The organism is Nostocoides sp. HKS02, assembly GCF_009707485.1.
In the GTDB taxonomy this organism is placed as follows: domain Bacteria; phylum Actinomycetota; class Actinomycetes; order Actinomycetales; family Dermatophilaceae; genus Pedococcus.
In genome coordinates, this window is record NZ_CP046121.1 from 1,139,525 (window position 1) to 1,165,470 (window position 25,946).

The 25,946-nt window shown below is 72.0% G+C and carries 25 protein-coding genes and 2 pseudogenes; 13 read left to right on the plus strand and 14 right to left on the minus strand.

The window, feature by feature from the left end; translation table 11 throughout:
• Positions 1-6 precede the first annotated feature (6 nt).
• The 3 genes and pseudogenes from GKE56_RS05410 to GKE56_RS18155 form a co-directional block, all read left to right on the plus strand.
• A complete protein-coding gene (locus tag GKE56_RS05410; RefSeq protein WP_154683664.1) occupies positions 7-1,680 on the plus strand; it encodes an AMP-binding protein in 1,674 nt (557 codons plus the stop codon).
• Positions 1,677-4,118, plus strand: a complete 2,442-nt coding sequence (locus GKE56_RS05415) for a bifunctional salicylyl-CoA 5-hydroxylase/oxidoreductase (protein ID WP_154683665.1) — start codon at positions 1,677-1,679, stop codon at positions 4,116-4,118. Before GKE56_RS05410 ends, GKE56_RS05415 begins: the two co-directional genes overlap by 4 nt.
• Before the next feature lie 94 nt (positions 4,119-4,212).
• Positions 4,213-4,491 (plus strand): annotated as a pseudogene (locus GKE56_RS18155) (SRPBCC family protein); the annotation flags it as partial.
• 198 nt (positions 4,492-4,689) lie between these two features.
• Here GKE56_RS18155 and GKE56_RS05420 read toward each other — a convergent pair.
• From GKE56_RS05420 to GKE56_RS05430, 3 genes are all read right to left on the minus strand, one after another.
• Positions 4,690-6,294, minus strand: coding sequence for an NAD(P)/FAD-dependent oxidoreductase (locus GKE56_RS05420; RefSeq protein WP_154683666.1), 1,605 nt, complete (start codon positions 6,292-6,294; stop codon positions 4,690-4,692).
• 52 nt (positions 6,295-6,346) lie between these two features.
• Positions 6,347-6,784, minus strand: coding sequence for a hypothetical protein (locus GKE56_RS05425; protein ID WP_154683667.1), 438 nt, complete (start codon positions 6,782-6,784; stop codon positions 6,347-6,349).
• Positions 6,785-6,899: 115 nt separating this feature from the next.
• Positions 6,900-7,193: a WhiB family transcriptional regulator gene (locus tag GKE56_RS05430; RefSeq protein ID WP_370518462.1), complete on the minus strand. Its 294-nt coding sequence runs from the start codon at positions 7,191-7,193 to the stop codon at positions 6,900-6,902.
• A 108-nt stretch (positions 7,194-7,301) separates the two neighbouring features.
• Here GKE56_RS05430 and GKE56_RS05435 point away from each other — a divergent pair, with 108 nt between their 5' ends.
• The 4 genes and pseudogenes from GKE56_RS05435 (at position 7,302) to GKE56_RS05455 (ending at position 9,477) form a co-directional block, all read left to right on the plus strand.
• Positions 7,302-7,571, plus strand: a complete 270-nt coding sequence (locus tag GKE56_RS05435) for a Rho termination factor (RefSeq protein ID WP_154683669.1) — start codon at positions 7,302-7,304, stop codon at positions 7,569-7,571.
• A 74-nt stretch (positions 7,572-7,645) separates the two neighbouring features.
• Positions 7,646-8,143 carry a hemerythrin domain-containing protein gene (locus tag GKE56_RS05440; RefSeq protein WP_154683670.1) on the plus strand — a complete coding sequence of 166 codons (498 nt, stop codon included), beginning with the start codon at positions 7,646-7,648 and terminating at the stop codon, positions 8,141-8,143.
• A gap of 103 nt (positions 8,144-8,246) precedes the next feature.
• Positions 8,247-8,887 (plus strand): annotated as a pseudogene (gntA, locus tag GKE56_RS17250) (guanitoxin biosynthesis heme-dependent pre-guanitoxin N-hydroxylase GntA).
• Positions 8,884-9,477 (plus strand): DUF1989 domain-containing protein, encoded by a 594-nt coding sequence (locus tag GKE56_RS05455; RefSeq protein ID WP_154683672.1) that lies wholly within the window; start codon positions 8,884-8,886, stop codon positions 9,475-9,477. The pseudogene gntA and the gene GKE56_RS05455 overlap by 4 nt, the downstream one beginning before the upstream one ends.
• A gap of 113 nt (positions 9,478-9,590) precedes the next feature.
• On the opposite strand, the gene GKE56_RS05460 is transcribed toward GKE56_RS05455, so the two are convergent.
• Positions 9,591-10,352 (minus strand): GAF and ANTAR domain-containing protein, encoded by a 762-nt coding sequence (locus GKE56_RS05460; RefSeq protein ID WP_230209211.1) that lies wholly within the window; start codon positions 10,350-10,352, stop codon positions 9,591-9,593.
• 138 nt (positions 10,353-10,490) lie between these two features.
• Here GKE56_RS05460 and GKE56_RS05465 point away from each other — a divergent pair, with 138 nt between their 5' ends.
• Positions 10,491-11,180, plus strand: coding sequence for an HAD family hydrolase (locus GKE56_RS05465; RefSeq protein WP_154683673.1), 690 nt, complete (start codon positions 10,491-10,493; stop codon positions 11,178-11,180).
• 37 nt (positions 11,181-11,217) lie between these two features.
• Here the strand turns inward: GKE56_RS05465 and GKE56_RS05470 are convergent, their stop codons facing one another.
• Positions 11,218-12,879 (minus strand): glycoside hydrolase family 13 protein, encoded by a 1,662-nt coding sequence (locus tag GKE56_RS05470; RefSeq protein ID WP_154683674.1) that lies wholly within the window; start codon positions 12,877-12,879, stop codon positions 11,218-11,220.
• A 267-nt stretch (positions 12,880-13,146) separates the two neighbouring features.
• Between GKE56_RS05470 and GKE56_RS05475 the strand changes: the two genes are divergently transcribed.
• Positions 13,147-13,389, plus strand: coding sequence for a hypothetical protein (locus GKE56_RS05475; RefSeq protein WP_154683675.1), 243 nt, complete (start codon positions 13,147-13,149; stop codon positions 13,387-13,389).
• A gap of 29 nt (positions 13,390-13,418) precedes the next feature.
• Here GKE56_RS05475 and GKE56_RS05480 read toward each other — a convergent pair whose 3' ends face one another.
• Genes GKE56_RS05480 through GKE56_RS05490 form a run of 3 tightly spaced genes read right to left on the minus strand, consistent with a single transcriptional unit; the run spans position 13,419 to position 16,409 of the window.
• The gene (locus GKE56_RS05480; RefSeq protein ID WP_154683676.1) at positions 13,419-14,306 is read right to left on the minus strand and encodes an ABC transporter permease; all 888 of its coding nucleotides are present in this window, start codon (positions 14,304-14,306) and stop codon (positions 13,419-13,421) included.
• Complete coding sequence (locus GKE56_RS05485; protein ID WP_154683677.1) at positions 14,293-15,300, minus strand: ATP-binding cassette domain-containing protein; 1,008 nt, start codon at positions 15,298-15,300, stop codon at positions 14,293-14,295. Before GKE56_RS05485 ends, GKE56_RS05480 begins: the two co-directional genes overlap by 14 nt.
• Positions 15,297-16,409 (minus strand): hypothetical protein, encoded by a 1,113-nt coding sequence (locus GKE56_RS05490; RefSeq protein WP_154683678.1) that lies wholly within the window; start codon positions 16,407-16,409, stop codon positions 15,297-15,299. Before GKE56_RS05490 ends, GKE56_RS05485 begins: the two co-directional genes overlap by 4 nt.
• Positions 16,410-16,470: 61 nt before the next feature.
• On the opposite strand from GKE56_RS05490, the gene GKE56_RS05495 reads away from it, so the two are divergent.
• From GKE56_RS05495 to GKE56_RS05505, 3 genes are all read left to right on the plus strand, one after another.
• A complete protein-coding gene (locus tag GKE56_RS05495; RefSeq protein WP_154683679.1) occupies positions 16,471-17,127 on the plus strand; it encodes a response regulator transcription factor in 657 nt (218 codons plus the stop codon).
• Entirely contained in the window at positions 17,124-18,491 is a 1,368-nt protein-coding gene (locus tag GKE56_RS05500; protein ID WP_154683680.1) for an ATP-binding protein, read from the plus strand. Before GKE56_RS05495 ends, GKE56_RS05500 begins: the two co-directional genes overlap by 4 nt.
• A gap of 535 nt (positions 18,492-19,026) precedes the next feature.
• Entirely contained in the window at positions 19,027-20,250 is a 1,224-nt protein-coding gene (locus GKE56_RS05505) for a cell wall metabolism sensor histidine kinase WalK (protein ID WP_154683681.1), read from the plus strand.
• Here the strand turns inward: GKE56_RS05505 and GKE56_RS05510 are convergent.
• Entirely contained in the window at positions 20,199-20,900 is a 702-nt protein-coding gene (locus tag GKE56_RS05510; protein ID WP_154683682.1) for a response regulator transcription factor, read from the minus strand. The two genes, GKE56_RS05505 and GKE56_RS05510, sit on opposite strands and share 52 nt — an antisense overlap.
• Before the next feature lie 36 nt (positions 20,901-20,936).
• Positions 20,937-21,722, minus strand: coding sequence for a phosphatase PAP2 family protein (locus GKE56_RS05515; protein ID WP_195908251.1), 786 nt, complete (start codon positions 21,720-21,722; stop codon positions 20,937-20,939).
• A gap of 206 nt (positions 21,723-21,928) precedes the next feature.
• Between GKE56_RS05515 and GKE56_RS05520 the strand changes: the two genes are divergently transcribed.
• Entirely contained in the window at positions 21,929-23,041 is a 1,113-nt protein-coding gene (locus tag GKE56_RS05520) for a glycosyltransferase family 4 protein (RefSeq protein ID WP_154683684.1), read from the plus strand.
• Here the strand turns inward: GKE56_RS05520 and GKE56_RS05525 are convergent.
• From GKE56_RS05525 to GKE56_RS05540, 4 genes are read right to left on the minus strand one after another with little or no spacing between them, the layout of a single operon-like run.
• Complete coding sequence (locus tag GKE56_RS05525) at positions 23,038-24,207, minus strand: acyl-CoA dehydrogenase family protein (protein WP_154683685.1); 1,170 nt, start codon at positions 24,205-24,207, stop codon at positions 23,038-23,040. The two genes, GKE56_RS05520 and GKE56_RS05525, sit on opposite strands and share 4 nt — an antisense overlap.
• Positions 24,204-24,638, minus strand: coding sequence for a DUF309 domain-containing protein (locus tag GKE56_RS05530; RefSeq protein WP_154683686.1), 435 nt, complete (start codon positions 24,636-24,638; stop codon positions 24,204-24,206). Before GKE56_RS05530 ends, GKE56_RS05525 begins: the two co-directional genes overlap by 4 nt.
• Complete coding sequence (locus tag GKE56_RS05535) at positions 24,628-25,077, minus strand: TIGR03668 family PPOX class F420-dependent oxidoreductase (protein ID WP_154683687.1); 450 nt, start codon at positions 25,075-25,077, stop codon at positions 24,628-24,630. Before GKE56_RS05535 ends, GKE56_RS05530 begins: the two co-directional genes overlap by 11 nt.
• Positions 25,074-25,931, minus strand: a complete 858-nt coding sequence (locus GKE56_RS05540; protein WP_154683688.1) for a DMT family transporter — start codon at positions 25,929-25,931, stop codon at positions 25,074-25,076. The genes GKE56_RS05535 and GKE56_RS05540 overlap by 4 nt, the downstream gene beginning before the upstream one ends.
• Between the last annotated feature and the right edge of the window lie 15 nt (positions 25,932-25,946).

The window sequence follows — 25,946 nt, forward strand, 5'->3', positions numbered from 1 at the left end:
CACACCATGGAACTGAGCCGCTCGGCCCACGAGGACACCTTCGCGCGCGACAACCTTCCGCCCCAGGACCTGTGGCCCACCTTCGAGTTCACCCTCCCTGAGCTGCAGTACCCCGACCGGCTCAACGCCGGGTCCTGGCTGCTCGACGACACCATCGCGCGGCTGGGAGCCGACCGACCCGCGCTGCGCACGCCCGACGGCCAGACCTGGACCTACGGCGAGGTGCTGCGTCGCGCCAACCAGGTCGCCCAGGTGCTCACCGAGGACCTGGGCCTCGTGCCCGGCCAGCGCGTCCTCCTGCGCGCCCCCAACACTCCGTGGGTCGTGGCCTGCTGGTTCGGAGCGCTCAAGGCCGGCGCCGTCGTCGTGACGACCATGGCGGCGCTGCGCGCTCCCGAGATCGCTCCGATCGTGGCCGCCGCGAGGCCGACCATCGCCCTCGTCGACCACCGGTTCGCCGACGACGTGTATGCCGTGCAGCGCAGCGACGCCCCCGGCCTGGCGGTGATCGAGTTCGGCGGCTCGGCGTCCGACGACCTGATCCGGCGCTGCGAGTCGAAGTCCGGCGAGTTCGCCGCCGTCGCGACCGCCGCCGACGACGTCGCGCTGCTCGGCCCGACGTCCGGTACCACCGGCGTCCCCAAGCTGACGATGCACTTCCACCGCGACATCGCCTCGATCGCCGAGACGTTCGGGCGTCACCTCGTCCGGCTCGAGCCCGACGACGTCGTGGCCTGCACGGCTCCGCTGGCCTTCACCTTCGGCCTCGGCGCCCTCCTGGTGTTCCCGTTCCGCGCCGGGGCGACGGCACTGCTCACCGAGAAGGCCACCCCCGCCGAGCTCGCGCGGCTGGTCCACGACCATGCAGTGACCGCCCTGTTCACCGCGCCGACGGCATACCGCGCCATCGTCGTCGACGGGCACGCCCCGCTACTCGCGGGGGTCCGCACCGCCGTGTCGGCGGGCGAGCACCTCACGCCCGAGACGTGGCGCGCCCTGCGCGACCAGGTGGGCCTGCGGGTGATCGACGGCATCGGCTCGACCGAGCTGCTCCACGTGTTCGTCTCGGCCCGTGGCGACGACATCCGCGAGGGTGCCACCGGCAAGGCCGTCCCCGGCTTTCGGGCGACCATCCTCGACGCCGAGGGCCACGAGCTCGGCCCGGGCGAACCCGGCCGGCTTGCCGTCATCGGCCCGACGGGGTGCCGCTACCTGGCCGACGAGCGGCAGCGTGCCTACGTCGACCACGGCTGGAACATCACCGGCGACACCTTCACCCGCGACGCCGACGGGTACTTCTACTACCAGGCGCGCTCCGACAACATGATCGTGTCGTCCGGGTACAACATCGGCGGCCCCGAGGTCGAGGCCGCCCTGGACCAGCACCACGACGTGGCCGAGTGCGCGGTCGTCGGACGCCCCGACCCAGACCGTGGTTCCGTGGTGTGCGCGTTCGTCGTGCTGCGCCAAGGCGTCGAGGGCACCGACGAAAAGCGGCGCGAGCTGCAGGACTTCGTCAAGGCCCGGATCGCCCCCTACAAGTACCCGCGCGACCTGCGCTTCGTCGAGGTGCTGCCGCGCAACCCCAGCGGGAAGCTGCAGCACTTCAAGCTGCGCCAGCAGCTGAACGACGAGCACAGCAAGCTCCGCGAGGTCGTGGCCCAAGAGGTCCAGCCGTGAAGATCGCCGTGATCGGTGGCGGCCCCGGTGGCCTCTACTTCGCCGCCCTGATGAAGCAGCTCGACCGGGGCCACGAGGTGACCGTCTGGGAGCGCAATGCCGCCGACGACACCTTCGGGTTCGGCGTGGTGTTCTCCGACGAGACCCTGGGCGGCATCGGCAACGCCGACCAGCGGATCGCCGAGCAGATGGCCGAGCGGTTCGCCCGCTGGACCGACATCGACATCCACGTCCGCGGCGAGCGGCACACCGTCGGCGGCCAGGGCTTCGCCGCGATGAGCCGCAAGGACCTGCTCTCGCTGCTCCAGGCGCGCTGCGTCGAGCTCGGGGTCGACGTGCGCTTCTCGACCCTGGCTCCCCCGGTCGAGGAGCTGCGCGCGACACACGACCTCGTGCTCGCGGCCGACGGGGTGAACTCGCAGGTCCGCGAGCGGTATGCCGACGTGTTCCGACCCAGCCTCGACCGCCGGCACAACAAGTTCATGTGGCTTGGCACCGACCTCGTCTTCGAGGCCTTCCAGTTCTACGTCAAGGCCACGCCCTGGGGCACCATGCAGATCCACGGGTACCCGTACTCGGACCAGGGATCCACGTTCATCGTCGAGATGCACGAGGAGGTCTGGCGCCGGGCCGGCTTCGACGCGACCGAGGACGTGCAGTTCCCCCCGGGTGCGTCCGATGAGCAGGCCATCGCGCGCATCGCCGACATCTTCGCCGACGAGCTGGGCGGCCACCAGGTCCTCTCCAACAACTCCAAGTGGCTGAGCTTCACCACGGTGCGCAACGAGCGCTGGCACGACGGCAACGTGGTCCTGCTCGGCGATGCGGCGCACACCGCCCACTTCTCGATCGGCTCGGGCACCAAGCTCGCGATGGAGGATGCGCTCGCCCTCGCCGCCTGCCTGCACGAGCACGAGGCGCTGGACGCTGCGCTCACGGCATACGAGACCGAACGCCGCCCCGTGGTCGAGTCGACCCAGCGGGCGGCCCAGGCCTCGCTGGAGTGGTTCGAGAACATCGGGCTCTACGCCGACCAGGAGCCGACGCAGTTCTGCTTCAACCTGCTGACCCGGTCGCGGCGCATCACCTACGACAACCTGCGCACCCGGGACGAGGAGTTTGCAGGTCGCGTCGACGAGGCGTTCGCGGCGGCGCACGGCATCGACGAGGTCGCCCCCGCCATGTTCCAGCCGTTCCGCATCGGCGATCTCGAGCTCAAGAACCGCGTCGTGGTGTCGGCCATGGACATGTACTCGGCCGTGGACGGCGTGCCCGGCGACTTCCACCTCGTGCACCTGGGGTCCAAGGCGCTCGGCGGCGCGGGACTGGTCATGACCGAGATGGTCTGCGTGTCGGCCGAGGGACGGATCACCCCCGGGTGCACGGGCCTGTGGACCGACGAGCAGCGCGACTCGTGGGGTCGGGTGGTCGACTTCGTGCACGCCAGCTCGACCGCGCGCATCGGCCTGCAGCTGGGGCACTCGGGACGCAAGGGATCGACCAAGCTCATGTGGGAGGGCATGGACGAGCCGCTGGAGTCCGGCAACTGGGAGGTCACGGCGCCCTCGGCCCTGCCGTACGGCCCGGGCTGCCACCTGCCGCGCGAGCTGACCCGCGCCGACCTCGACGCCGTGCGCGACGAGTTCGTGGCGGCGACGCGCCGTGGGGCAGAGGCGGGTTTCGACCTGCTCGAGCTGCACTGCGCCCACGGCTACCTGCTGTCCTCGTTCCTCTCCCCCATCTCCAACCAGCGCACCGACGAGTACGGCGGGTCGCTGGAGAACCGGCTGCGCTTCCCGCTCGAGGTCTTCGACGCGGTCCGCGCGGAGTGGCCGGCCGAACGCCCGCTCATGGTGCGCATCTCGGCCACCGACTGGGCACCGGACGGCAACGACGAGCACGACTCGGTCGAGCTGGCCCGGGCGTTCGTGGCCCATGGCGCCGACGGGATCGACGTCTCGTCGGGCCAGGTCACCAAGGACGAGCGACCGGCGTTCGGGCGGTCCTACCAGACGCCCTTCGCCGACCGCATCCGCCACGAGGTCGCCGCAGAGGCAGGCGTCGCCGTGATGGCGGTGGGGGCGATCTCGTCCTACGACGACGTGAACTCGATCCTGCTGGCCGGCCGGGCCGACCTGTGCGCCCTGGGCCGCACCCACCTCTACGACCCGCAGTGGACCCTCCATGCTGCCGCCGAGCAGGAGTTCCAGGGAGCGGCGGCGCAATGGCCGTTGCCCTTCGCCGCGGGGCGCCGCAAGCCCCCGTCGGCGCGGACCGACGCCATACGCCCTCGCCTGTCGCTCGTGCGAGAGGCTGCCCCCGACGAGCTGCCCACCCACCTTCGCTGGACACCCGGCGACCTGGCGGGTCGCGGGTCTGGCACCCCGGCGATGGCGTCCGTCGCGCCCGTGGAGGTTTCCGGAGGGCTGAGCGGGTAAGGAGTCACTGAGACGGCGGCCACCGGGCGTCGCTGACCGACAAGGAGCGCCGATGCAGACGCAGGACCCGAAGGTCGTCACCGTCGAGCGCAGGATGGGTGCATCGCCAGCGGCAGTCTGGCGGGTGCTCGCCGACGGCTGGGCGTATGCCGGGTGGGTCGTGGGCGCGTCGCGGGTGCGCGACGTCGACCGGAGCTGGCCGTCCCCCGGCGCGCGCATCCACCACTCCGTCGGCCTCTGGCCCCTGCTGATCGACGACACCACGAAGGTCGAGCGGTCCAGCCAGGACCGCGAGCTCGTCCTCACCGCCCGCGGCTGGCCCGCCGGCGCGGCCGGCGTCGTCATGACCCTGACGCCCGACGGTGACGGGTGCCTGGTGCGGATGGACGAGGATGCCGTCCGCGGCCCCGGCGTGCTGGTGCCCAAGCCGGTCCGTCAGGCGCTCATCGCCCCCGCAACACCGAGTCGCTACGGCGTCTCGAGTTCTTGGCGGCGGGTCGCGAGCAGCGCCCGTAGGGCGGACTCGACGTCGGGGGCGTCGACTAGAAGTCAGGGGCATCGTGCCGCCTCGTCATTGCGGGGGAAGCAGGCGCGACCACGCGGTTCGGACCAGGGCCCGCCGCACCGCGCCGGTGCGTCCGCGGGCGCCCAGCGCGGCGCGCGCGGCATTCCAGCCACAGGCCCCGTGCACCCCGCCGCCGGGATGCGCCGAGGCCCCAGCGAGGTAGAGGCCCGGGACCGGCGTCTCCGGGCGACCGAGCCCGGGCGTGGGACGGAAGACCAGCTGCTGGTGCAGGGCGGCCGTCCCGGCGTTGATCGCCCCGCTGACGAGGTTGGCATCGGCCCCCTCGAGGTCGGACGGCGCCTGGACGTGGCGAGCGAGGACGGATGCCGAGAAGCCCGGCGCCACGCGCTCGATCGCCGCCTCGACAGACCGCACGTGGGAGGCGACGGCCTCTCCATCCCAGGTGCGCGATGACGGCACGTGGGTGTACGCCCAGGCGGACTCGGTGCCAGCGGGCGAGCGGGTGCCGTCTGCGGTGGTCATCTGGCCGAAGAGGACGAACGGCCGGGTGGGGACGCGCCCGGTCGCCAGGTCGGCCGAGAAGTCGACGAAGCCGTCGACGTCGACCCCGAGGTGCACGGTCCCGGCCCCCCGGGCCTGCGCAGCGGTCCACGGCACCGGCCGGTCGAGCGCCCAGTTCACCTTCACCGTCGCGGGGTCCCACTCAAAGCGCTCGACGTCCGCGCGCAGCCGCGCGGGGACCTGGTCGGGGCTCAGCAGCTGGGTGTAGAGCGTGGGCGCCGCCACGTCGGCGAGCACGGCGCGTCTCGCCCGGACCGTGCGGCCGTCGGCCAGCCGCACCCCGACCGCCCGCCCCCCGGCCGTGACGATCGAGGTGACCGTGGCGCCGGTCTCGCACTGGACGCCGACGCTGCGTGCCCGCGCCAGCAGTGCGCCCGCCAGCTCGCCGGCTCCCCCGCGTGGGACGGGAAAGCCGACGTCCTGCCCGAGCATGCAGAGCAGCCATCCCATCAGGCCGCTGCCGGCGGCGTCGGGCGGCAGGTCGCTGTGCAGGGCGTTCCCGGTGATGAGCAGCGGACCGCCGTCGCCGTCGAAGCTCTCCTGACCCAGCCGCCGCGCCGAGGTCACCCCCAGGCGCGCGAAGTCCAGGGCTCCGCGGGTGCCCAGGCGGCGCAGCATACGGCTGGCCGCACGCACGGGTGGGAACGGCGTGAACAGCGCGTCGAGCAGCGGGTCCCGGACGGTCCGCCAGCCCTCGACCATCGTCAGCCACGCGTCGCCGTCGCCGGGCGCGAACTCCTCGAGGCCGGCCGCGGTGTCCTCGGCTCGGCGCCGCAGGACCGCAGCGCGCCCGTCGTCGAGGGCATGGGCGAGGACGTCGGGCGCGTGGCTCCACGCCAGACCGTGCGCCCCGAGGTCCAGGTCACGGATGACCGGGCTGGCCGCCGCCAGCGGATAGAACGCACTGAAGAGGTCGGACACGAAGCCGGGCGCGGTGACCTGCGCGCTGCGCACCGCGCCGCCGACCTCGGCTTGCGCCTCGAGCAGGAGGACGTCCCAGCCCGCGTCGCCGAGGGCATTGGCTGCGACGAGCCCGTTGGGGCCCGCGCCGATGACGACGGCGTCGACGGTGACGGTGGCTGCGGTCATCGGTCTCCTCGGGTGGGTCGATCACCGCAGCCTGCCATGCGGGTCGGCCGGGTCAGCGCAGGCCCGGATCCCGCTCGACGCGGCGGTCCTCCGCGCTGCGGTCGACCTCCGTGCGATCGTCGAGGCCGCCGTCGTTGATGCGGCGCCCATCCTCGTCGGTCTCGACATCGGGGTCGCGGGCATCGGCGCGACGCAGGACGTCGTCGCGCTCGTCGCGCACACCCGCCGCACTCTGGCGTCGGGCCTCGGCCTCCGCTTCATACTGCTCGGCCTCCGCCTTGGCCTGCTGGGCCTTGGCGGCGGCGTGGTCCGCGGCCGCCTCACGACGACGCAGCTCGAGATCCGGGCCGGCGGCCTCCTCGCGCAGCTGTTGGGCCTCGGCGCGGTGGGCCTCCTCCCGTCGCCCGCGTGAGGCGCGCATCGCGACCGCGAGCACGATGGCCACGAGGACGATGACAAGGACGATCCAGACGATCGTGGTGGCTGACATGGGGGCCCTCCAGGGGATGTGGCAGCCGAGTCGAGGGTGGCCAAAACGGCCACGGTCAACGACGCGCCGGTGGCGCGTTGCCTACCTGATACCCCGAACTGCCCCGATCACACCTCTACGCGGCGTGCGCGGGATTGCTGACGACCCCGCCCGAGCGCAGTACGGCCCGCTCCTTGGCAGTCAGTCCGCCCCAGATCCCGTAGTCCTCGCACGCCAGGCCGTGGGCGCGGCACTGGGTGAGGACGGGGCACCCCAGGCACACCTGCTTGGCCGCCTCCTCCTGACGCGCCCGGCGCGCACCGCGCTTGGCATCGCTGTCGAAGAAGAGGCCAGTGGCTGCGGTGCGGCAGGCGCCCCGGCTCTGCCACTCGTATGCGTCCATCAGGGGCGGGGGGAGGCGGGTCGTCATGGCCATGTCGACCTCATGCCCCGCGAGGTCGCAGGGCAAACGCATGATTCGTCGCGACGCGGGTACGTCTGCGTCAGACCAGGATCCACCGCACCACAGGAGGGCCGTATGCCGCGCAAGGACCCCGGACCGAGCGTCAAGGACAAGGACCTGTACGAGGCTCTGCGCGAGGACGGCGCCAGCAAGGAGAAGGCCGCACGAGTGGCCAATGCTGCCGCCGCGACCTCACGCAGCGAGGTCGGCCGCCGCGGTGGCGAGTCCGGCGACTACGACGACTGGACCAAGGGCGAGCTCATGAAGCGTGCGGCTGAGCTCGACATCGAGGGACGCTCCTCGATGGACAAGGACGAGCTCATCAACGCCCTGCGGCACCACTGACACCATCCGACCCACCCCACCACGCCAACCCTCGCCCGACCCAACCCAACCCTCACCACACGGGAGTTTTCTGCATGTCTACTGACGCGATCGTGATCCTCCGGGACGACCACAAGGAAGTGCGGGCCCTGTTCCGCGAGTTCGAGAGCCGTTCGACGACCCGGGCGCGCAAGGGCGCGATCGTGCGCAAGGTGATCCAACTGCTGACCCAGCACACCTACATCGAGAACGAGGTCATGTACCCCGCCGTCCGTGCGCTCTTGCCGGACCTCGAACAGGACGTGCTGGAGTCCTACGAGGAGCACCACGTCGCCGACGTCCTGGTCATGGAGCTCGCGACGATGACGCCGAAGGACGAACGGTTCGAGGCCAAGACCACCGTCCTCATCGAGAACGTCCGGCACCACATGGACGAGGAGGAGAGCGACTGGTTCCCGAAGGTCCGGGAGGGACTGAGCCGCTCGACCCTCCGCGAGCTCGGCCTCCAGCTGGTCGAGGCCAAGAAGCGCGCCCCACGCAGCCCGGCCCAGCCCAGCGCCCTCAAGAAAGCCATTGATGCCGTCGTCGCCTGAGGCCGGACCCAAGCTCCCCAAGCTCCCCGAGCTCCAGCAGGAGGTGAACCAGGACGGACTGGCGGGCGGTCCTCGACACGAGATCGTGGCTGCCCTCGAGGCGATGGTCCTGCACCCCGACTATCCCTGTCTGGGTGCTCGGTCGGTGTTCAACACCGACCGAGCCACGGTGGTCGTCCTCGACGAGCTGGCCACCGATGCCGCGTCCCGGCGCCTCGTCGAGGAGCTGGCCGCATTCGCCGAGCGGACCGATCTCGCTGACGGCTTCGCGTCGTTCGTGGCGGTGTTCCGGGAGCCCGAGGTGCCGACTGAGAAGGAGTTCGAGGCCCTGCTGTGGCGCCAGCTCGAACTGCTGCGATCGGCCGATGACGCTCCGTCGGACCCTGCGGTGTCGGATGACCCCGAGGACCCGCACTTCGCGTTCAGCGTTGCCGGAACGGCATACTTCGTCGTCGGCATGCACCCTGGCGCGTCCCGGATCGCCCGACGAACCCCCTGCCCACCCTGGTCTTCAACCTGCACGAGCAGTTCGAGCAGCTGCGCGGCTCCGAGCGGTTCGCGCGCATGCGCGACACCATCAGGCGTCGGGACACCGAGCTGCAGGGCACGGTCAACCCCATGGTCGGCGACCATGGCAGCGAGTCGGAGGCCCGGCAGTACTCCGGTCGTCACGTGCCGCCGGGCTGGGCGCCGCCCGTGGACCTCGACGGCCACGACGACGATGCGACGGTGGGAGCACGATGAAGCGCCTCGCCCCGCAGACCGGCGTCGGTCTGAGCCTGCGCGCCGGCGACCAGCTGCTCGTGGTGGACCCCACGGGTGGACAGGTCAGCGACCTGTTCTGCGTCAACGCCGAGGACGACGGCGAGTGGCTGTCGAGCGGGCGGACCATCGACTATGCCGAGACGATCTACTTCACGACCGGCCACCAGCTCTTCAGCAACCGCAGCCGGCCGATGCTCACGATCATCGAGGACACCTGCGGGCGGCACGACTTCCTGCTCACCCCGTGCAGCCAGCAGACCTTTGACCTGCTCTACCCCGAGCTCGAGGGGGCGGACCACCCCAGCTGCCACGAGAACCTGGCCAAGGCCCTGGCCCCCTTCGGCGTGGAGCCGGACCGGATCGGCACCACGCTCAACATCTTCATGAACGTGTGGACCGACCCGGACGGCACCCTGCACATCGACCCACCCACGTCGGTCGCCGGTTCCAGGTTCGTGGTCAGGGCGGAGATGGACCTCCACCTGGGGCTCACGGCCTGCTCGGCCGAGAAGTCGAACGGCGGGGTGTGCAAGCCGATCGACTATGCCGTGTCGGACGCAGCCGTCTGACGCCTTCTGCCGAGCCGAGGGGCTGTGGTCTCAACCCCGCGGCTCTAGCTCGCCGCGTGGGCGCGCGCACCTTGCGACGAGCCTGGTGATCCCATACCCACGAACGAGGGGTTCTACCCCTCGCGGTCCAGCGAGCGACGGCGGCCCGGGCTCAGGTCGACCTGACCGGTTTCGACCACCTCCTGGGCGATGTCGGCGAGCTTGCGGTTCGCCCGCTGGCTCGCGACCGCCAACACGGTGAACGCCTGCTGACGGGTGAGTCTGAACCGCGCCATGAGGATTCCGATCGCGGTGCCGATGTCGCGGTTGGTCTCGAGCGCACGCTGCAGGTTGGCCGCCTGCTCCTCGCTGGTCGCGGCCTTGACTGCCATGGCGCCGTGGGTGGCGAGCAGCAAGCCGACCATCGCTGCCTCGTCGTCGAACGCATCGACGGTGCGGGAGTAGAGGTTCAGCCCACCGATGACGTGGTCCCGCTCGAGGAACAACCGGTACGAGAGCATGCTCGCCATCCCCACCTCGGCCGACACGCGACGGCCGAACTCGGGCCAGCGGTCGTCGGCCGCCAGGTTGCCCGGTCGGTAGACGGCCTCGTCGAGGATGGCGTCCACGCACGGTCCAGACCCCAGCTCGTACTGGATGTGGTCGGCGCGCCGGCAGTCGTCGTCGGTCGCGGCCACCGTCTCGAACCGACCGTCGATCAGGGTGGTCACGCTGGCGGACTCGGTCCCGGGGACGCGCTCGACCGCGACCTTGACGAGGGCGTCGAAGGCTGACGACTCCGAGGCGCCCAACAGGGCTCCCAGCTCGTCAAACGCCGCTGCGACGTGCATGAGCTCGTTGGCCGCGCCTCGGTCTGCCTTCGCGTCCCCTGTCACCACTCACCACCCGGGTTGCCCGTGTGCTCGACGACCACCGGTCGTCGGATCCCACGGTAACCCTCACCGGCGGCGATGAGCACCAGGTCGCCCGTTCGTTCGGGTTTGCCCGGACGCGCAAGCGGGCATCTGTCCGGTATGCCTGCATCAGAGGCGGCGCTGCCGTATGCCGGCGTGGTGTTCGACGTCGACGGGACCCTGGTCGACACGAACTACATCCACGCACTGTGCTGGTGGCAGGCCTTTTCGCAGTTCGGGCACGTCGTCCCGATGGCGCGGCTGCACCGGGCGATCGGGATGGGGGCGGAGCACCTCGTGCCCCACGTGCTGGGGCGCGACCACCCGCCGAAGGAGACGGGCGACCTCGCGGCTGCCCACGGCATCCTGTTCGCCACCTGGTGGGAGCTGGTCCAGCCGCTGCCCGGCGCGGAGAACCTCCTACGGTGGTGCTGGACGCAGCAGCTCACCACGGCGATCGCGAGCTCCTCCCACTCGCGCGAGCTCGACGCCATGCTGGACGTCTTGGGGCGGCCCGACCTCGACGTCATCGTCTCGGGTGACGACGTCGACGAGGCGAAGCCGAGCCCTGACGTGCTCACGGCGGCACTCGAGCGCGCCGACCTCGAGCCCCAGGACGCGGTCCTCGTGGGGGACTCGGTGTGGGACGTCCGGGCCGCCGCAGCAGCGGGCCTGCCGTGCATCGGACTGACCTGCGGTGGCACGAGTGCCGCCGAGCTGCTGGCTGCGGGCGCGATCGAGACGTTCGCGGACCCGGAGGCGCTGCTCGACCACTGGCGCGCGGGCGCCCGGGCGAGCAGAGAAGGCTGAGCCAGGCCCGCCGCGCTCGTCCGTGGAGAGACCGGCGCTAGTCCCTGGAGAGCCAGACCGCGGTATCCGGGGGCAGCGCCCCACCGTCCAGCGGCATGCTCGACAGGAGCACCCTGCCGGTGAGGGGAACGGCATCGCGCGAGAGGTTGACCACGCAGCGCAGCACGGAGCTGCGGTCGAAGTCGAGGACGCCCGCGGGAGCCGCACGCCACTCGAGCCCGGTCAGGTGTAGTCCGGACGCCTCCCGCCGCAGACGCAGTGCCTCGCGGTACAGGGAGAGCATCGACGCGGGGTCGTCCTGCTCGACCTCGGCGGTGAGGGCGCTCCACGCGGCAGGCTGGGGCAGCCACGGCTGCACGCCGGGGGGCGAGAAGCCGAACGGCGGCTCGGCGCCGCTCCACGGCATCGGCACGCGACACCCGTCCCGCCCTCGCATCTGGCCGCCGCTGCGCGCGAACATCGGGTCCTGCAGCACCTCGTCGGGCAGGTCGTCGACCTGGGGCAGCCCCAGCTCCTCACCCTGGTAGATGTAGGCACCCCCCGGCAGGGCGAGCATCAACAGCGCGGCCGCCCGGGCCCGGCGGGTCCCAAGGACCAGGTCCGAGACCTCGCCCTCGCCGTCGGTGATGAACGCCGAGCTGGTCGTGGCGCGGCCGTAGCGCGTGACGGGACGGATCTCGTCGTGGCTGGTCAGCACCCAGGTGGAGGCGGTCCCGAGCGGTGCGAAGAACTCGAGGGTCGCGTCGATGACCGCCCGTAGGTCGTCGGCATCCCAGGCCGACTTCATGTACGGGAAGTTGAATGCCGTGTGCATCTCGTCGGGTCGCAGGTAGCGGCTGAGGCGCTCCGCACCATTGACCACGGCCTCGGCGACGAAGACCCGGTCGCCGCCATAGCTGTCGGCGAGCGCCCGCCACCGACGGAAGACGTCATGCACGGTGTCGACGTCCCAGTGCGGGTTGTCGACCCAGTCCACGGTCCGGAACTGCAGGACACCCCCGTAGTCGGCGTCGGGCAGCCCCGCCTTCTTGCCCATCGCCGGCGCCGCGTCGATGCGCAACCCGTCGATGCCGCGGTCGAACCAGAACCGCAGGACGTCGTCGAAGTCGCTGAGGACCTCGTGGTTGCTCCAGTCGAGATCGGGCTGCTCGGGGGCGAACGAGTGGAGGTACCACTGACCCGGCGACCCATCGGGCTCGGTGATGCGCGTCCACGCGGGACCACCGAACGCGCTGATCCAGTTGTTGGGCGGGCGCTCCCCCGACTCTCCCTGGCCATCCCGGAAGAAGTACCGGGCTCGCTCGGGCGAACCCGGGCCGGCCGCGAGCGCCGCCTGGAACCACGGATGCTGGTCGGAGGTGTGGTTCGGCACGAGGTCGGTGATGACGCGCAGGCCGAGGGTGTGGGCGTCCCTGACGACGGCGTCGGCATCCTCGAGGGTCCCGAACATCGGGTGGATGTCGCGGAAGTCGCTCACGTCGTAGCCACCATCGGCCATCGGCGAGGGGTACCAGGGCGAGATCCAGATCCCGTCGACGCCGAGCTCGGCGAGGTACGGCAACCGGGCCCGGAGCCCGGGCAGGTCACCCTCGCCGTCGCCGTTCCCGTCGGCGAAGCTGCGGGGATAGACCTGGTACATCACCGCGCTGCGCCACCACGCCTCCTGCGGAGGGCTTTCCGGGCTGGGATCGCGGGGCATGGGGCCTCCTGACGACGGGTGGGGCGCGCAGCGCTGCGGGCTCACCGAGAAACGTACTGGAGCGGGCCCGCCACGGGGAGAGCGTCGTGGGACGTGGCCGCCGATGGGGCGGCTCTTCGGGTGTTTCCGCAGGTGGGAGGCGGTGTGTTGGCAAACCTTTACCGAGTCTTGACCCGGAGTTTGATTACCCGCGGCCCTCCGTGGGCAAGTCTCACGGTGAGGGTCTGCCGCGACGATGCGCGCCCCCACCAACCGGAAGGGGGAGTCATGTCGACACCCACCGTGCCCCGCCCCGACCTCGACGCGGGCGAGCTCAGCGCGCCTGCCCTGCAGGCCCAGCTTGCCGAGTACCTCTCTCCTGCAGCGTTCCCCGCCACGGCTGACGAGCTCCAGGCCTCGCTCATCCGGCGCAAGGCGCCGGCGCGGCTGCTCTGGCGGCTGGCGCCGCTCTCGCCGCTGCGGCGCTACTCGTCCCTGGCCGCCGTCATGCAGGATCTCGACCCGTCGTAGCCGTCTCGACCCGTCCTAGCCACCGAGGCTCAGCTGGTGATGTCCTTGCCTGCGAACCGCGCCCACGCCAGCGACCAGAACACCGCGGCATATGCCGCATCGACCAGCAGTCCGCTGACGACGTTGGTGCTGGCGATCGGATCGCGCAGCAGGTCACCGAACGCCAGCCACTGGTGCACGACGAGCCACGGGTGCAGCCAGGCCAGCTGCGGCACGCTGTCCATGATCCAGGACACGATGGTGAAGATCATCAGGGCGATCGCCGCCGCGATGGGCTGCTCGGTCAGCGTCGAGATGAACAGCCCCACCGCCGCCAGGGCCGCCAGCCCGGCGCTGAGGTAGAGCATCACCAGCACGAGCCGCCAGACCGCTGCCCCAAAGGGGATCTGCGAGCCGGACAGCGTCGTGAGCTCACCGGTGCCGAACAGGGCGATGCCGACGAGCGCGCCGGGCAGCGCGACAGCACAGATCCCCCACACGGCGCCGATGCACAGCGACACGTACTTCACCACGAGCAGCCGGGTCCGGTGGACCGGCACGGTGAGCAGGTAGCGCAGCGTGCCGATGTTGGCCTCGCCGGCAATGGCATCGCCCGCGAGCATGGCCATCGCCAACGGCAGGAACATCCCGATCTCGACGCCGAGCGCCGCCAGCGGGACGAAGAGCCCGTTGGACGTGATCGAGGCGAAGAAGTCGGGTCCGTCGCCGCCACCGCCGGGCTTGGAGACCTTGACGGCGATGGCCATGACCACCGGGACCGCCGCGAGGACGGCCAGACCCGCTTGGTTGCGCCGTCGCCCGGCGATGATCCGCAGCTCCGAGCGCAGGAGCCGGGTCGACAACCGTGCCCCGACGCCGGGGCGGCCCACGTCCGCCGGACGCGTCCCGCCCGGGCGAGCCACCTCAACCGCTGACATCGAAGCCCTCCCCCGTCAGGGAGACGAACAGGTCCTCCAGGCTCGGCGCGCTCACGTCGAACGCGCGCACGCCGACACCGGCACCCACGAGCGCGGCCACGATGTCCTCTGGGGCGAGGGAGTCCGGTATGCCGCGCACCACCCCGTGCTCGACCTCCACCTCGCGGACGCCAAGACCGACGAGGAGCCGCGAGGCGGCCTCGACCTGCCCCGTCTCGAGCCGCAGCCGGGACGTCCCGGTGCCGCGCACGTCGGCAACACCGCCCTGGGCGACCAGCCTGCCGTCGCGCATCACACCGAGGTGGGTGCAGATCTGCTCCACCTCCGAGAGCAGGTGGCTCGAGACGAAGACGGTCGCGCCATCGGCCGCGAGGGAGCCGATCAGCGACCGCACCTCCCGCGTGCCCTGGGGGTCGAGCCCGTTGGTCGGCTCGTCGAGGACCAGCAGGTCGCGTGGGGCGAGCAGGGCCGCGGCGATCGCCAACCGTTGCCGCATGCCCAGCGAGTACGCGCGGTACCGCTTCTGCGCGGCTGCCAAGAGCCCGACCCGGTCGAGCGCGGCGTCGATCCGCCGACCCGTGGTCCGAGGGTCGGCGAGCAGGTCTGCGGCATCGAGCCGGGCGAGGTTCGCCCGGCCCGACAGGTAGGGGTGGAAGGCGGGCCCCTCGACCAGGGACCCGACCCGGTGGAGGGCCTCGTTGGCCCGCTCCGGGATGGGCATGCCGAGCAGCTCACGGGTGCCTGCGGTGGGAGTCACCAGGCCCAGCAGCATCCGGATCGTGGTGGTCTTGCCCGACCCGTTGGGTCCGAGGAAGCCGTACACCGCCCCGCGGGGAACGCTCAGGTCGATGGCGTCGACGGCCACCTGGGTGCCGAACCGTTTCGTCAGCCCATGGGTCTGCAGGGCGAGCTCGCCGACCCTGCCGTCACCGGGTCGCGGGCCTGCGGCTCCACGCACCACGGTGTGCGCGGGCACCTCGGTGAGCTGGGTCATCGAGCCGCCAGCGCGGCATACAACCGAGCAGGTGCGACGGCGCCGACGGCCACCCGGCCGTCGTCTGCGATCACGACCGAGAACAACGTCCCCTGCAGCACCCGACCGCTGCCCCAGCTGCCGGAGACGGCCGGGAGGCTGCGGAGGATGCCGGCCAGCTGCCGACTCGCGCTGGCCGCCGAGCCGACAGAGGTGCCCTGCGGCAGGGTGGCGACGACGACGGTCGACCAGCCGGACCCGACGGTCTTGACCGCCTTGGCGGCGGCGGTCTTGGACGTACCGGTCTTGGGAGCCTCTGCCGTGGGCATGGGGGTAGTGGACTGGGTGACCTTGGTGCCGGGCGGTGGGTTGAACGCGAAGTTCGACGCGTCAGGCTTGCCGAAGGAGACCTGGCTGAAGCTCACCTCGAACGCCGGGTTCGCCGACTTCACGGAGTAGACCTGCACGCGCAGCGGCACGTGCTCGGTGGCGTCGATGGCGATCCGGACCTGTGCGACCAGGGTGCTCGGGTCCTTGGGGCGCAGGACGAGCTCGTAGGCCGCCTCGCCCGCCACGGTCGTCGCGCCGGAGGTCGTCACGGAGGTCGTGGGGTCGAGGGCCTTGAGCGCCTCGTCGGCGGCGGCCTGGGGCGAGGTCGGCAGCTCGGGCGTGGGCTGCGGCTCCGGGTGACCGGCCGGCAGGGTCGAGTGGGTGGCCGTCTTGTCCTTGCTCGACCAGACCCAGACGTCGTTGCCGTTCCGGATCACGTCGGACTCGCCGAGGCTGCCGAGGAGCGCGACCCGCGCCTTGGCGGGGCCGGCGTACCAGATCCGCCACGTGTGGGTGCCGCTGATCGTCGACGTCAGCGAGGACGAACCACCCCCGACACCCGCGCCGCTCAGGCCGGGCAGCTCGGGCAGGCCGAGGTTGGATGTCTGGACCACGGTGCCCGAGATCCCCGACAGCCGCGCCCGCTGCACGTCGACGAGCAGCTGGGCGGCCGTGCGCGGCGGCAGGCTGGGGCCGGCGCTCGCGGTCTGGTTCGCGGCTAGGGCCACCGCGCCGATGGTCGCGAGCACGGCGCCGGGAACGGCCCATCGGGCCCTGGGGTGGTCCACGAAAAGACTCATGCCGCTCATGATGGCTCGCGATTGTGAGACGGTTCTGAGAACCCCGTGCCAAGGTGATGGCGTGCGACTGCTGATCGTCGAGGACGAGGAACGGATGGCGGCGGCGCTGGCCAAGGGGCTGCGCGCCGAGGGCTTCGTCGTCGACGTCCGGCCTGACGGGCCGCAGGGGCTGGAGGCGGCTCGCTTCGGGGCCTACGACGCCGTCGTGCTCGACATCATGCTCCCGGGCATGTCGGGGTACACCGTGGTCCGGACGCTGCGCGAGGAGCAGAACTGGGTCCCCGTCCTCCTGCTCTCGGCCAAGGACGGCGAGTACGACCAGGCTGACGGCCTCGACTACGGCGCCGACGACTACCTCACGAAGCCCTTCTCGTTCGTCGTGCTGCTGGCTCGGCTGCGGGCGATGCTGCGCCGGGGGGCGTCGCCACGCGCCACGGTGCTCGAGGCCGCCGGTGTCCACCTCGACCCCGCCTCGCGACGGGTGGAGGTCGACGGGGCTCCCGTCGACCTGTCGCGGCGCGAGTTCCTCGTCCTCGAACACCTGATGCGAGCCCACCCAGCCGTCGTGACCCGCGAGTCCCTGCTCGACGAGGTGTGGGGGGCCGCGGGTGCCGGGCACGGAAACGTCGCCGAGGTCTACGTGGGCTACCTGCGCCGCAAGCTCGGCCGCGAGCGCATCGAGACGGTGCGTGGCGTCGGCTACCGGCTGCGCTCGTGAGCGGCTGGCTGGCCCGCCTCAGCCTCCGGTGGCGCCTGATGGCCCTCGGGATCGCCGGCGTCGCCGGAGCCCTGGTGATCGCCGGACTGCTCCTGTATGCCGCGACGAGCGCCTCGTTGCGGCAGGCGACCGAGCAGGAGGCACGCTCGAGCGCGACCGACGTGGCCAGTCTCGTGAACGCGGGAAGGCTGCCCCAACCAGTGCCCGTGAGCGGCGCGTTGGTGGTCCAGGTGCTTGACAGCCGCAACCGAGTCGTGGGTGGGTCCGCGACCGCGGACCGGCTCACCTCGCTCGTCACCGCGGCCCAGCGCGCGCAGCTGTCGTCGGGAGCCGTGCTCGAGATCCCGGGCAACCGGGCCGGAGTCTCCGGGTCACTGCTCGCGGTGGGCGTGCCGGCCGGCCCGGGTGCGGCCCGGGTGCTCGTGGTGGCCGCAGTGCCCACTGTCGATCTCGAGACCAGCCGCAGGGTCCTGCGAACCCTCATGCTCGTCTTCTTCCCCCTCTTCCTCCTGCTCATCGCGCTGATCGCCTACCGCGTGGTGGGCCTGGCGCTGCGCCCGGTCGACCGGCTGCGCCAGGGCGCGGAGCGGATCGGCGACTCGGCGGACCTCACCGAGCGCCTGCCGGTGCTGGCCGCCCGCGACGAGATCAGCGCGCTCGCGACCACCCTCAACGAGATGCTGGCCCGGCTCTCCGCGGCGCACGACAAGCAGCGCACCTTCGTCGCCGACGCCGCCCACGAGCTCCGCAGCCCACTCGCCTCCCTGCAGACCCAGCTCGAGGTGGCGCAGCACGTGGGCGAGGGCGGGGAGCTGCCCGCGGAGCTGCTGCCCGACGTGCAACGGCTGGCGGCTCTCGTGGAGGACCTGCTCGTCCTGGCCCGCAGCGGCACCGAGGCGGGGCCCGTGCGCACCGAGGACCTCGGCCTCGGCTCGGTGGTCGACGACGTGCTCACCCGGTATGCCGGGGCGCGCGTTCCGGTGCGCCGCTCCGCCGCGCCGGGCTCGCGGTCCGGTGCCGACCCGGTGGTCGTGGCCAGTCGCGACGATGTCGAGCGCGCCCTGGCCAACCTCGTGGACAACGCCGTGCGCCACGCCACCGGCAGCGTCACCGTCTCGGTGGACTCCGGCGAACGGACCGCCCGGGTGGTCGTCCGTGACGACGGCGGCGGCATACCGCAGGCGGACCTGGAACGGGTCTTCGACCGCTTCGCGCGCCTCGACGAGGGCCGCGCCCGGGACTCGGGCGGCAGCGGGCTCGGGCTGGCGATCACCCGCGAGCTGTTGCGTCGCAACGGTGCCCGGGTGTGGTTGGAGGACGGCAGTCCCGGGGTGAGGGCAGTCGTGGCGTTCGACCTCGCCTGACCCTGAAGGGTGGGTCGTCTCGGTCTCAGGTGGCTCTCAGCGAGTGTCGCGCAGGCTGTGCGGCGATGAGCAGATCGTCCACCTCTCTCACCAGCGCCACGGCGCTGGTCGCCCACCTCGCCCGCTCCCGCCGCGACCAGACCCCTGCCCGGGTCTTGCTGGAGCCCGAGGACGCGCACGCCTGAGCGTGTGCGTGGACCGAGGCGCCCGGATCCCCCTTGCCGGGCGCCTCGGTTCCGCGCGTTCGCACCGGTGCGCGAGAATGGCGGCACTCAGGTGAGGAAGGGCGGACGTCTCATGAAGCGCTGGGAGCGCTGGTCCCTGCACCGTCGGGTCCTCACCCTGGCCGTCGCAGCCGTGACCGTCGCCATCGTCATGGGCATCGGCGCCTACGCGATCACGCTCGACCGGATCCCTCTACTCCGCCGCCCAGGACGCCGCCCGGCTCCAGGCCGACGACCTCGTCGCGACCATCACCTCCGGCCAGCGCACCCCCGACCGCGCGGTCCAGGAGCTGCCCAGCCAGGGGTCCCTCGTGCAGCTCGTGGACGCGGGCCACCAGGTCGTCTCGACCTCGGACCCGGCGGGCAACGCCCCCCTCACCGGTCTGTCGCCCGCGCCCGGGCACATCCTGACCGACCAGGTCGCGAGCCTGCCCGGCGAGGTGGGCGAGCCCTACGCGATCGTGGCGCAGGGCGTGCGTGACCGCACCGGCACGCCGTACGTCGTCGTGGTGGCCTCACCCCTGCGGGTCGAGACCAAGAGTGTGCGCACCGCGACCCTGCTGCTCGGCGTGGGCGCCCTGCTGCTCCTGCTGCTGCTCGTGGCCCTGATCGGCCGGATCATGGGTCGGGCGCTGGAGCCGGTCGAGCGGATCCGCAGCGAGGTCGACCGGATCACCCAGGTGCGTGGCCGCGGCCAGATCACGGTGCCGCCGTCCGGTGACGAGATCTCCAAGCTGGCGCAGACCATGAACCAGATGCTCGGCCGGCTCGACCAGGCCGACGCGAGCACCCGCCGGTTCGTCTCCGACGCCTCCCACGAGCTGCGCAGTCCGCTGGCCACCATCCGGGCGGCGATCGAGGTGTCGAGCGCCCACCGCCTCGGTCCGGACGACGAGCGGGACGAGCTGATCCGGTCCGAGGTCCTGCGTATGCAGCGCCTCGTCGATGACCTGCTCACGCTCGCCCGGGCCGACGACGGCATACCGATGTCCTCGGAGGAGGTCGATGTCGACGACATCGTCGACGCCGAGGTGCGCCGGCTCCGGGCGACCACGGACGCCCGCGTGCGCGCGTCGATCGAAGCCGCCCGGGTCGTCGGCGACCGGGCGCGGCTCGAGCAGGTCGTGCGCAACCTCGTCGACAACGCCGCCCGGCACACGGTCGGTGAGATCACCTTGTCGGTGAGCACCCAGGGTTCCTGGGTCGTGCTCTGCGTCGACAACGAGGGTGCGCCGATCCCGGTCGGGCAGCGCGATGCCGTGTTCGAGCGGTTCACCCGTCTCCAGGAGTCCCGCGAGCGCGACACCGGGGGTAGCGGGCTGGGGCTGGCCATCTGCCGGACCCTCGTCTCGGCGCACGGGGGCACGGTCGTGGCCACGCAGACCCCGGCCGGGAACTGCCGGTTCGAGGTGCGGCTCCCGTCGGCGGACGACGCGGCAGCCACCCCACCGGCAGCGACCGGGCCGCTGGGGCCCGTCCGGGCTCAGCGGGCGGTTGGGAGCGAGGACTCGACGGTCACCGGCATGAGCCGGTAGCCCATCCCCCGGACCGTCTCGAGGGACTGCACCCCGAAGGCGGTGTCGATCTTCTTGCGCAGGTAGCCGATGTAGACCTCGACGATGTTGTCGCTGCCGTCGAAGGCGTGGTCCCACGCGTTGTCGAGGATCTCTGCCTTGGACAGCACGTCCTGCGGGTGGCGCATGAGGAACTGCAGCACCGCGAACTCCTTGGCCGTGAGCGAGATGCGCTGGTCGCCGCGCGTGACGACTCGGGTGTTGGGATCGAGGACCAGGTCACCCACGGTCAGGGCCACCGGGCGGACGGGCGCGCCGCGACGCACGAGCGCCCGCAGCCGCGCCACGAGCACGATGAAGCTGAACGGCTTGGTGAGGTAGTCGTCGGCGCCGAGCTCGAAGGCGTCGGTCTGGTCGTACTCGCCGTCCTTGGCCGTGAGCATGAGCGCGGGCGTCCAGATCAGCAGCTCACGGATGTTGCGCAGGACGTCGTAGCCGTTGCGGCCCGGCAGCATGATGTCGAGGACGATGACGTCGTAGGGGTTCTCGGTGGCCATCCACTGGCCCGTGACACCGTCGTGGGCGACGTCCACGACGAAGCCCTCGTTGGTCAGGCCCCGCCGAATCGTCTCGGCCAAGGCCCGCTCGTCCTCCACCAGCAGCACTCGCACCGTGGATGCCCTCCGTCTGTCTCGGTGAGTCCCAGCCTAGGCCGGGACTCGCGTGTTCTGGTCGCGGTCGTTCAGGTCGTCGAGGTCGTCGGCCTGGTCGGGCCGGGAGCCCTGGGCCGGTGGCCGCGTGAGCAGCACGACCGCGGCGCCGAGCGCCAGCACGGCCGTCGCCAGGCTCCAGCCGGCCAGCACGTCGGTCATCCAGTGGTAGCCGAGGTAGAGCCGGCTCAGGCCCACCCCGCCGCTGGCCAGCACCCACGCGAGGACGATGCCCACCCGCTGGGCCACGCCGATCCGACGGGCCAGCAGCAGGGCGGCCACCAGGCCGAAGAACACGGTGGAGTACGTGGTGTGCCCGGACGGAAAGGAGAACCCGGTGTCGAGCGGACCGAGCATGACCGAGGCCGGGGGCCGGGTGCGGGCGACCACGTGCTTGACGACGAGGGTCGCGACGGCACCCACGGTCATCGTTGCCCCGAACAGGAAGGCCGTGCGCCAGGCCCGTCGACGCCACACCAGCCAGGCGAGCACCAGGACCGTCAGGACCCCGACCGACACCTCGCTGCCGATGAAGGTCAACACCTGGGCCAGGGCGGTCAGGGGACCGGAGCGGTCGGCGACCACGCTCGCGGTGACCGTCGGGTCGTAGGACGAGAGGTCGCTGTGCTCCCCCACGCCGTCAGCGAGGCCCAGCGCGGCGGCGCCGGCCAGCACGGCAGCGGCGACGGCCCAGAGCGCCCGCGGGTCCCATCGGACGGGCGGGACGACCGTCGAGCGCACCCACTGGGTGGCGGTTCGGTCACTGGTCGTCGCACTACTCACTGGGGTCCCTTCGCTGCGCCTGATGTCGCGCCCAGCCTGCGCCCGGTACCCTGAACCATTCCTGAACGGGGGCCGGGGCACGCCGCCGTTCAGCAAACGCTCAGGCTTCATCCGGCATTGTCAGCACGGCCGCACTGCCCCGACGGCACAGGATCCCGGAGGCATCCCCTGTTCATCACCCAGCAGAGCCGATCGTTGTCGACCGCATGAGGATCCTCCACGTCACGGACACCTACCAGCCCACCGTCGGTGGGATCGAGGTGCTCGTCGAGTCCCTGGCCGGTCGACAGGCCGCCGCGGGCCACGACGTCACCGTGCTCACGCGCACCCCCAAGCAGGGTCCCACCGGCGTGCAGCCTGACACCGGTGTGGTCGTGAGCCGCGACCTGTCCGAGCTGCGCCGGCTCGTCGAGTGGGCCGACTGCGTGCACGCCCATGTCTCCGCCTTCTCACCGCTGACCCTGCGCTCGGCCGAGGTGGCCGCGGCCAGCTCCACCCCTGTGGTCGCCACCGTGCACTCCATGTGGGGCAACGCCTGGCCCATCGTGCGCACGGTGGCCGGGCTGCGCCGGTGGCGCTCCATGCCCATCCAGTGGGCGGCGGTGAGCGAGGCCGCGGCCGGCCCGGTGACCCGGGTGGCCGGCGCGCCGGTCCTGGTCCTGCCCAACGCCGTCGACACGTCCCGCTGGGCCCCGGCCGCACGGGTGGGCGACCGCACCGAGGACGTCACCATCGTCAGCGTCCAACGGATGACGGGACGCAAGCGCCCCCTGGCCCTGCTGTCCATGCTGAAGCGAGCGCGCGCGATCGTGCCCCCCGAGGTCCGGTTGCGGGCAGTCCTGGTCGGCGAAGGACCCCAGCGCCGCGAGGTGCAGCGCCGGATCGCCGCGGCCGGACTCGGGTCCTGGGTCAGCGCACCGGGCGCGCTGAACCACGCCGAGCTGCGTGAGCTCTACCGCAGCGCCGAGATCTTCATCGCCCCGGCGACCCGCGAGTCCTTCGGGATCGCGGCGCTCGAGGCTCGGACCTCAGGGCTGGCCGTCATCGGTCACGCGGCGACCGGGGTGTCCGAGTTCGTGGCGCACGGCGTCGAGGGCATGCTCGCCGACGACGACGCGCAGATGGTCGACCACCTCGCCCTGCTCTGCACGGACCGCGCGCTGCTCGACGGCGTCATGGCCCACAACCGGGCGCACCGGCCGGCCTTCGACTGGGCTGACCACCTGTGGCGCGCCGAGTACGCCTACACGACCGCGGCCGAGCGCCTCCCGGTGCGGACCTCCGCCCGAGTGCGCCTGGGGTCCGTCCCGACCTCCTAGCCGAAGGCCCGTTCGCCGGTCAGGGCCTGGCCGATGATGAGCTGGTGCACCTCCGAGGTGCCTTCGTAGGTCAGCACCGACTCGAGGTTGTTGGCGTGTCGCATGATCGGGTACTCCAGCGTGATCCCCGCAGCCCCCAGGATGGTGCGGCACTCACGGGCGATCGCGATCGCCTCGCGCACGTTGTTGAGCTTGCCCAGGCTGACCTGCTCGGGGCGCAGGGCACCGGCGTCCTTGAGCCGGCCGAGGTGCAGGGCCAGCAACATCCCCTTGCCGAGCTCGAGGGTCATGTCGGCGAGCTTGAGCTGGGTCGCCTGGTACCCCGCCAGCGGGCGGCCGTGGAGCTGGCGCTGCCCGGCATACCCGATCGCCGTCTCCAGACAGTCCCGGGCCGCCCCCAGGGCCCCGAACACGATGCCGAACCTGGCCTCGCTCAGGCACGACAACGGCCCCGACAGCCCCCTCGCACCGGGCAGCATGGCGGACTCGGGCAGGCGCACCTCGTCGAAGACCAGCTCGGCGGTCACCGACGCCCGCAACGACATCTTCCGCGTGATCTCCGGGGCCGAGAAGCCCGGCGTGTCGGTCGGGACCACGAAGCCGCGGATGCCCTCGTCGGTCTGCGCCCACACCACGGCCACATCGGCTACAGACCCGTTCGTGATCCACATCTTCGTCCCGCTCAGCACCCAGTCCGTGCCGTCGCGGCGGGCGCGGGTGCGCATGCCGCCCGGGTCGGAGCCAAAGTCCGGCTCGGTCAACCCGAAGCAGCCGATCGCCTCGCCGGCCGCCATCTGCGGCAGCCACTCCTGCTTCTGCTCCTGCGACCCGTGCGCATAGATCGCGAACATCGCCAGCGACCCCTGCACCGACACCAGCGACCGGACCCCCGAGTCCCCCGCCTCCAGCTCCAGGCACGCCAGGCCGTATGCCGTGGCGGTCGTTCCGGCGCAGCCGTACCCCTCGAGGTGCATGCCGAGTACGCCCAGGGCGCCGAGCTCCTTGGCGAGGTCGCGTGCCGGGATGTGGCCGGCCTCGTACCAGGCCGCGATCTCCGGCCGGATCCGGTCGTCGACGAAGCGACGCACGGTCTGCGCCATGGCGCGGTCCTCGTCGTGGATCAGGGTGTCCGTCGCGAACAGGCCGAGGGGGGTCTGGGCACTCATGGGGCGATCTTGCCAGAGCGATCAGCGGCGCAGGCCAGGACCGCCTCGAGGTCGAGCCCGTACGTGGGCGCCTTCGTCGCGGCATACGCCTCGAGCCTCGTCCGGGCCCGGTCGGCGAGCCGCCGGGCTCCGGTCTGGTTGCCGCGCGCGGCGTGGGTGAGGGCCACGCAGAGCTGGGCGAGGCCCTGCCAGAGGTCGCGCTCGTGGTCCGGTCCGGCCTTCCACCGGGCCTCGAGGACCTCGTGGGCAGCGAACGGGCGACCCGCGTCCACCAGGGCCCGCGCGGCCTCGATGGTCTCGAGCGGTGGCAGCGGCTCCTCGGAGACCGGCTCGACCCCGGTCGCGCCGTAGGGCAACGGTCGCCCGAGGGCGTCACGCGGACGCGCTTGGCGCGCCCGGCCGCTGGCGTCACGATCACGCTCAGACCCCACGTCTGCCACCGCCTTCGGTCTGGCCGGGTACGGCGGACCAGGAGCGCCAGGTGTCGAGGTCGACGACGACGACCGGGCCACCCGGAGGATCCACCTGGTACTGAGGGTACTTCGCGACCAGGTGGGCGATGCCCTGGCGCTCCTCGTCGGTGTCGGGCTCGACCACCCGCGCGGCTCCGTCCGCCCGGACCCACCACAGCGTCGACCAGTCCGCCTCGTAGTGGTCGACGAGCAGGCTGACCCGCGGGTGCTGACGGAGGTTCGCGAGGCGCTGCAGGGCGCGCGTCGACTTGGGCTTCGCGTCCACGGCCATCCAGACCCGGTTCCCGTCGAGCGCGAACACGACAGGCACAAGGTGCGGGTCGCCCAGCGGCGTGACCGTGGCCAGCCTCGCCACGTCGGCTGCGGCGAACCGCTGCCGGTCGAACGCCGAGGTCATCGCGTACCGTCCAGCGACCGTGCGAGCCAGACCGTCCCGGCCGTGATGGCCAGCCCGCACGCGACGTATGCCGTGACGGCGGGCGGGCTGACCGGCACCCGCTCGTGCAGCAACGCGGCACCCAGGACGACCGCGACGACCGGAGCGGCCGCCTCGTTCGCCGGGAAGCTCGCGGCCAGCGCGCCCACCTGGAAGGACACCTGCGTGAGCACCAGCGCCGCGGCGCCCATGACCACGAGCCCTACCACTGCGACCCAGCCGCCCGTGGTCGTGACCGCTGCCCAGGACGCCCCACGCCAGCGGGTCGCGACGGAGTCCATGAGCACCCCCACGAGGCCGAACCACGCCCCGGCGACCGCGCCGTAGACGGCCGCTCGCGCGGTGGCCGAGACCTGCCGGACCGCCGCGATCGCCGCCCCTCCCGCCAGCGCTGCCACGATCACGACCGTCGCCGTGGCGCGCGCCGACAGCAGGGCGGCGGCGCCGGGGTCGCCGACGACGAGGAAGAACCCGGCGAGGGCGGCCAGGATGCCCAGGCATGCGGCGTAGTCGCGCCCCGCTGGCCGCGCGCCACCCAGCAGCCAGCCGACCGGGAGCGAGACCGGGACAGCCAGCACCAGCAGCGGCTGGACCAGCACCACCGGCCCCGTGGCCAGGGCCGCGATCTGGAGCACCAACCCGAGCCCGTCGCCGCCGACCGACATGAGCCACCGCGGGTTGGTGAGCAGGCCGACGAGGCGCCGTGCGTTCGCGCGACCGCTCGGCTGGTGCGCGGCACGGTGCTGGACGGCGGTCGAGACCCCGTAGGACGCGGCGGAGAGGACAGCGCAGGGAATCGCGACCGCGAGGGACATGTGCCGAGACGTTAC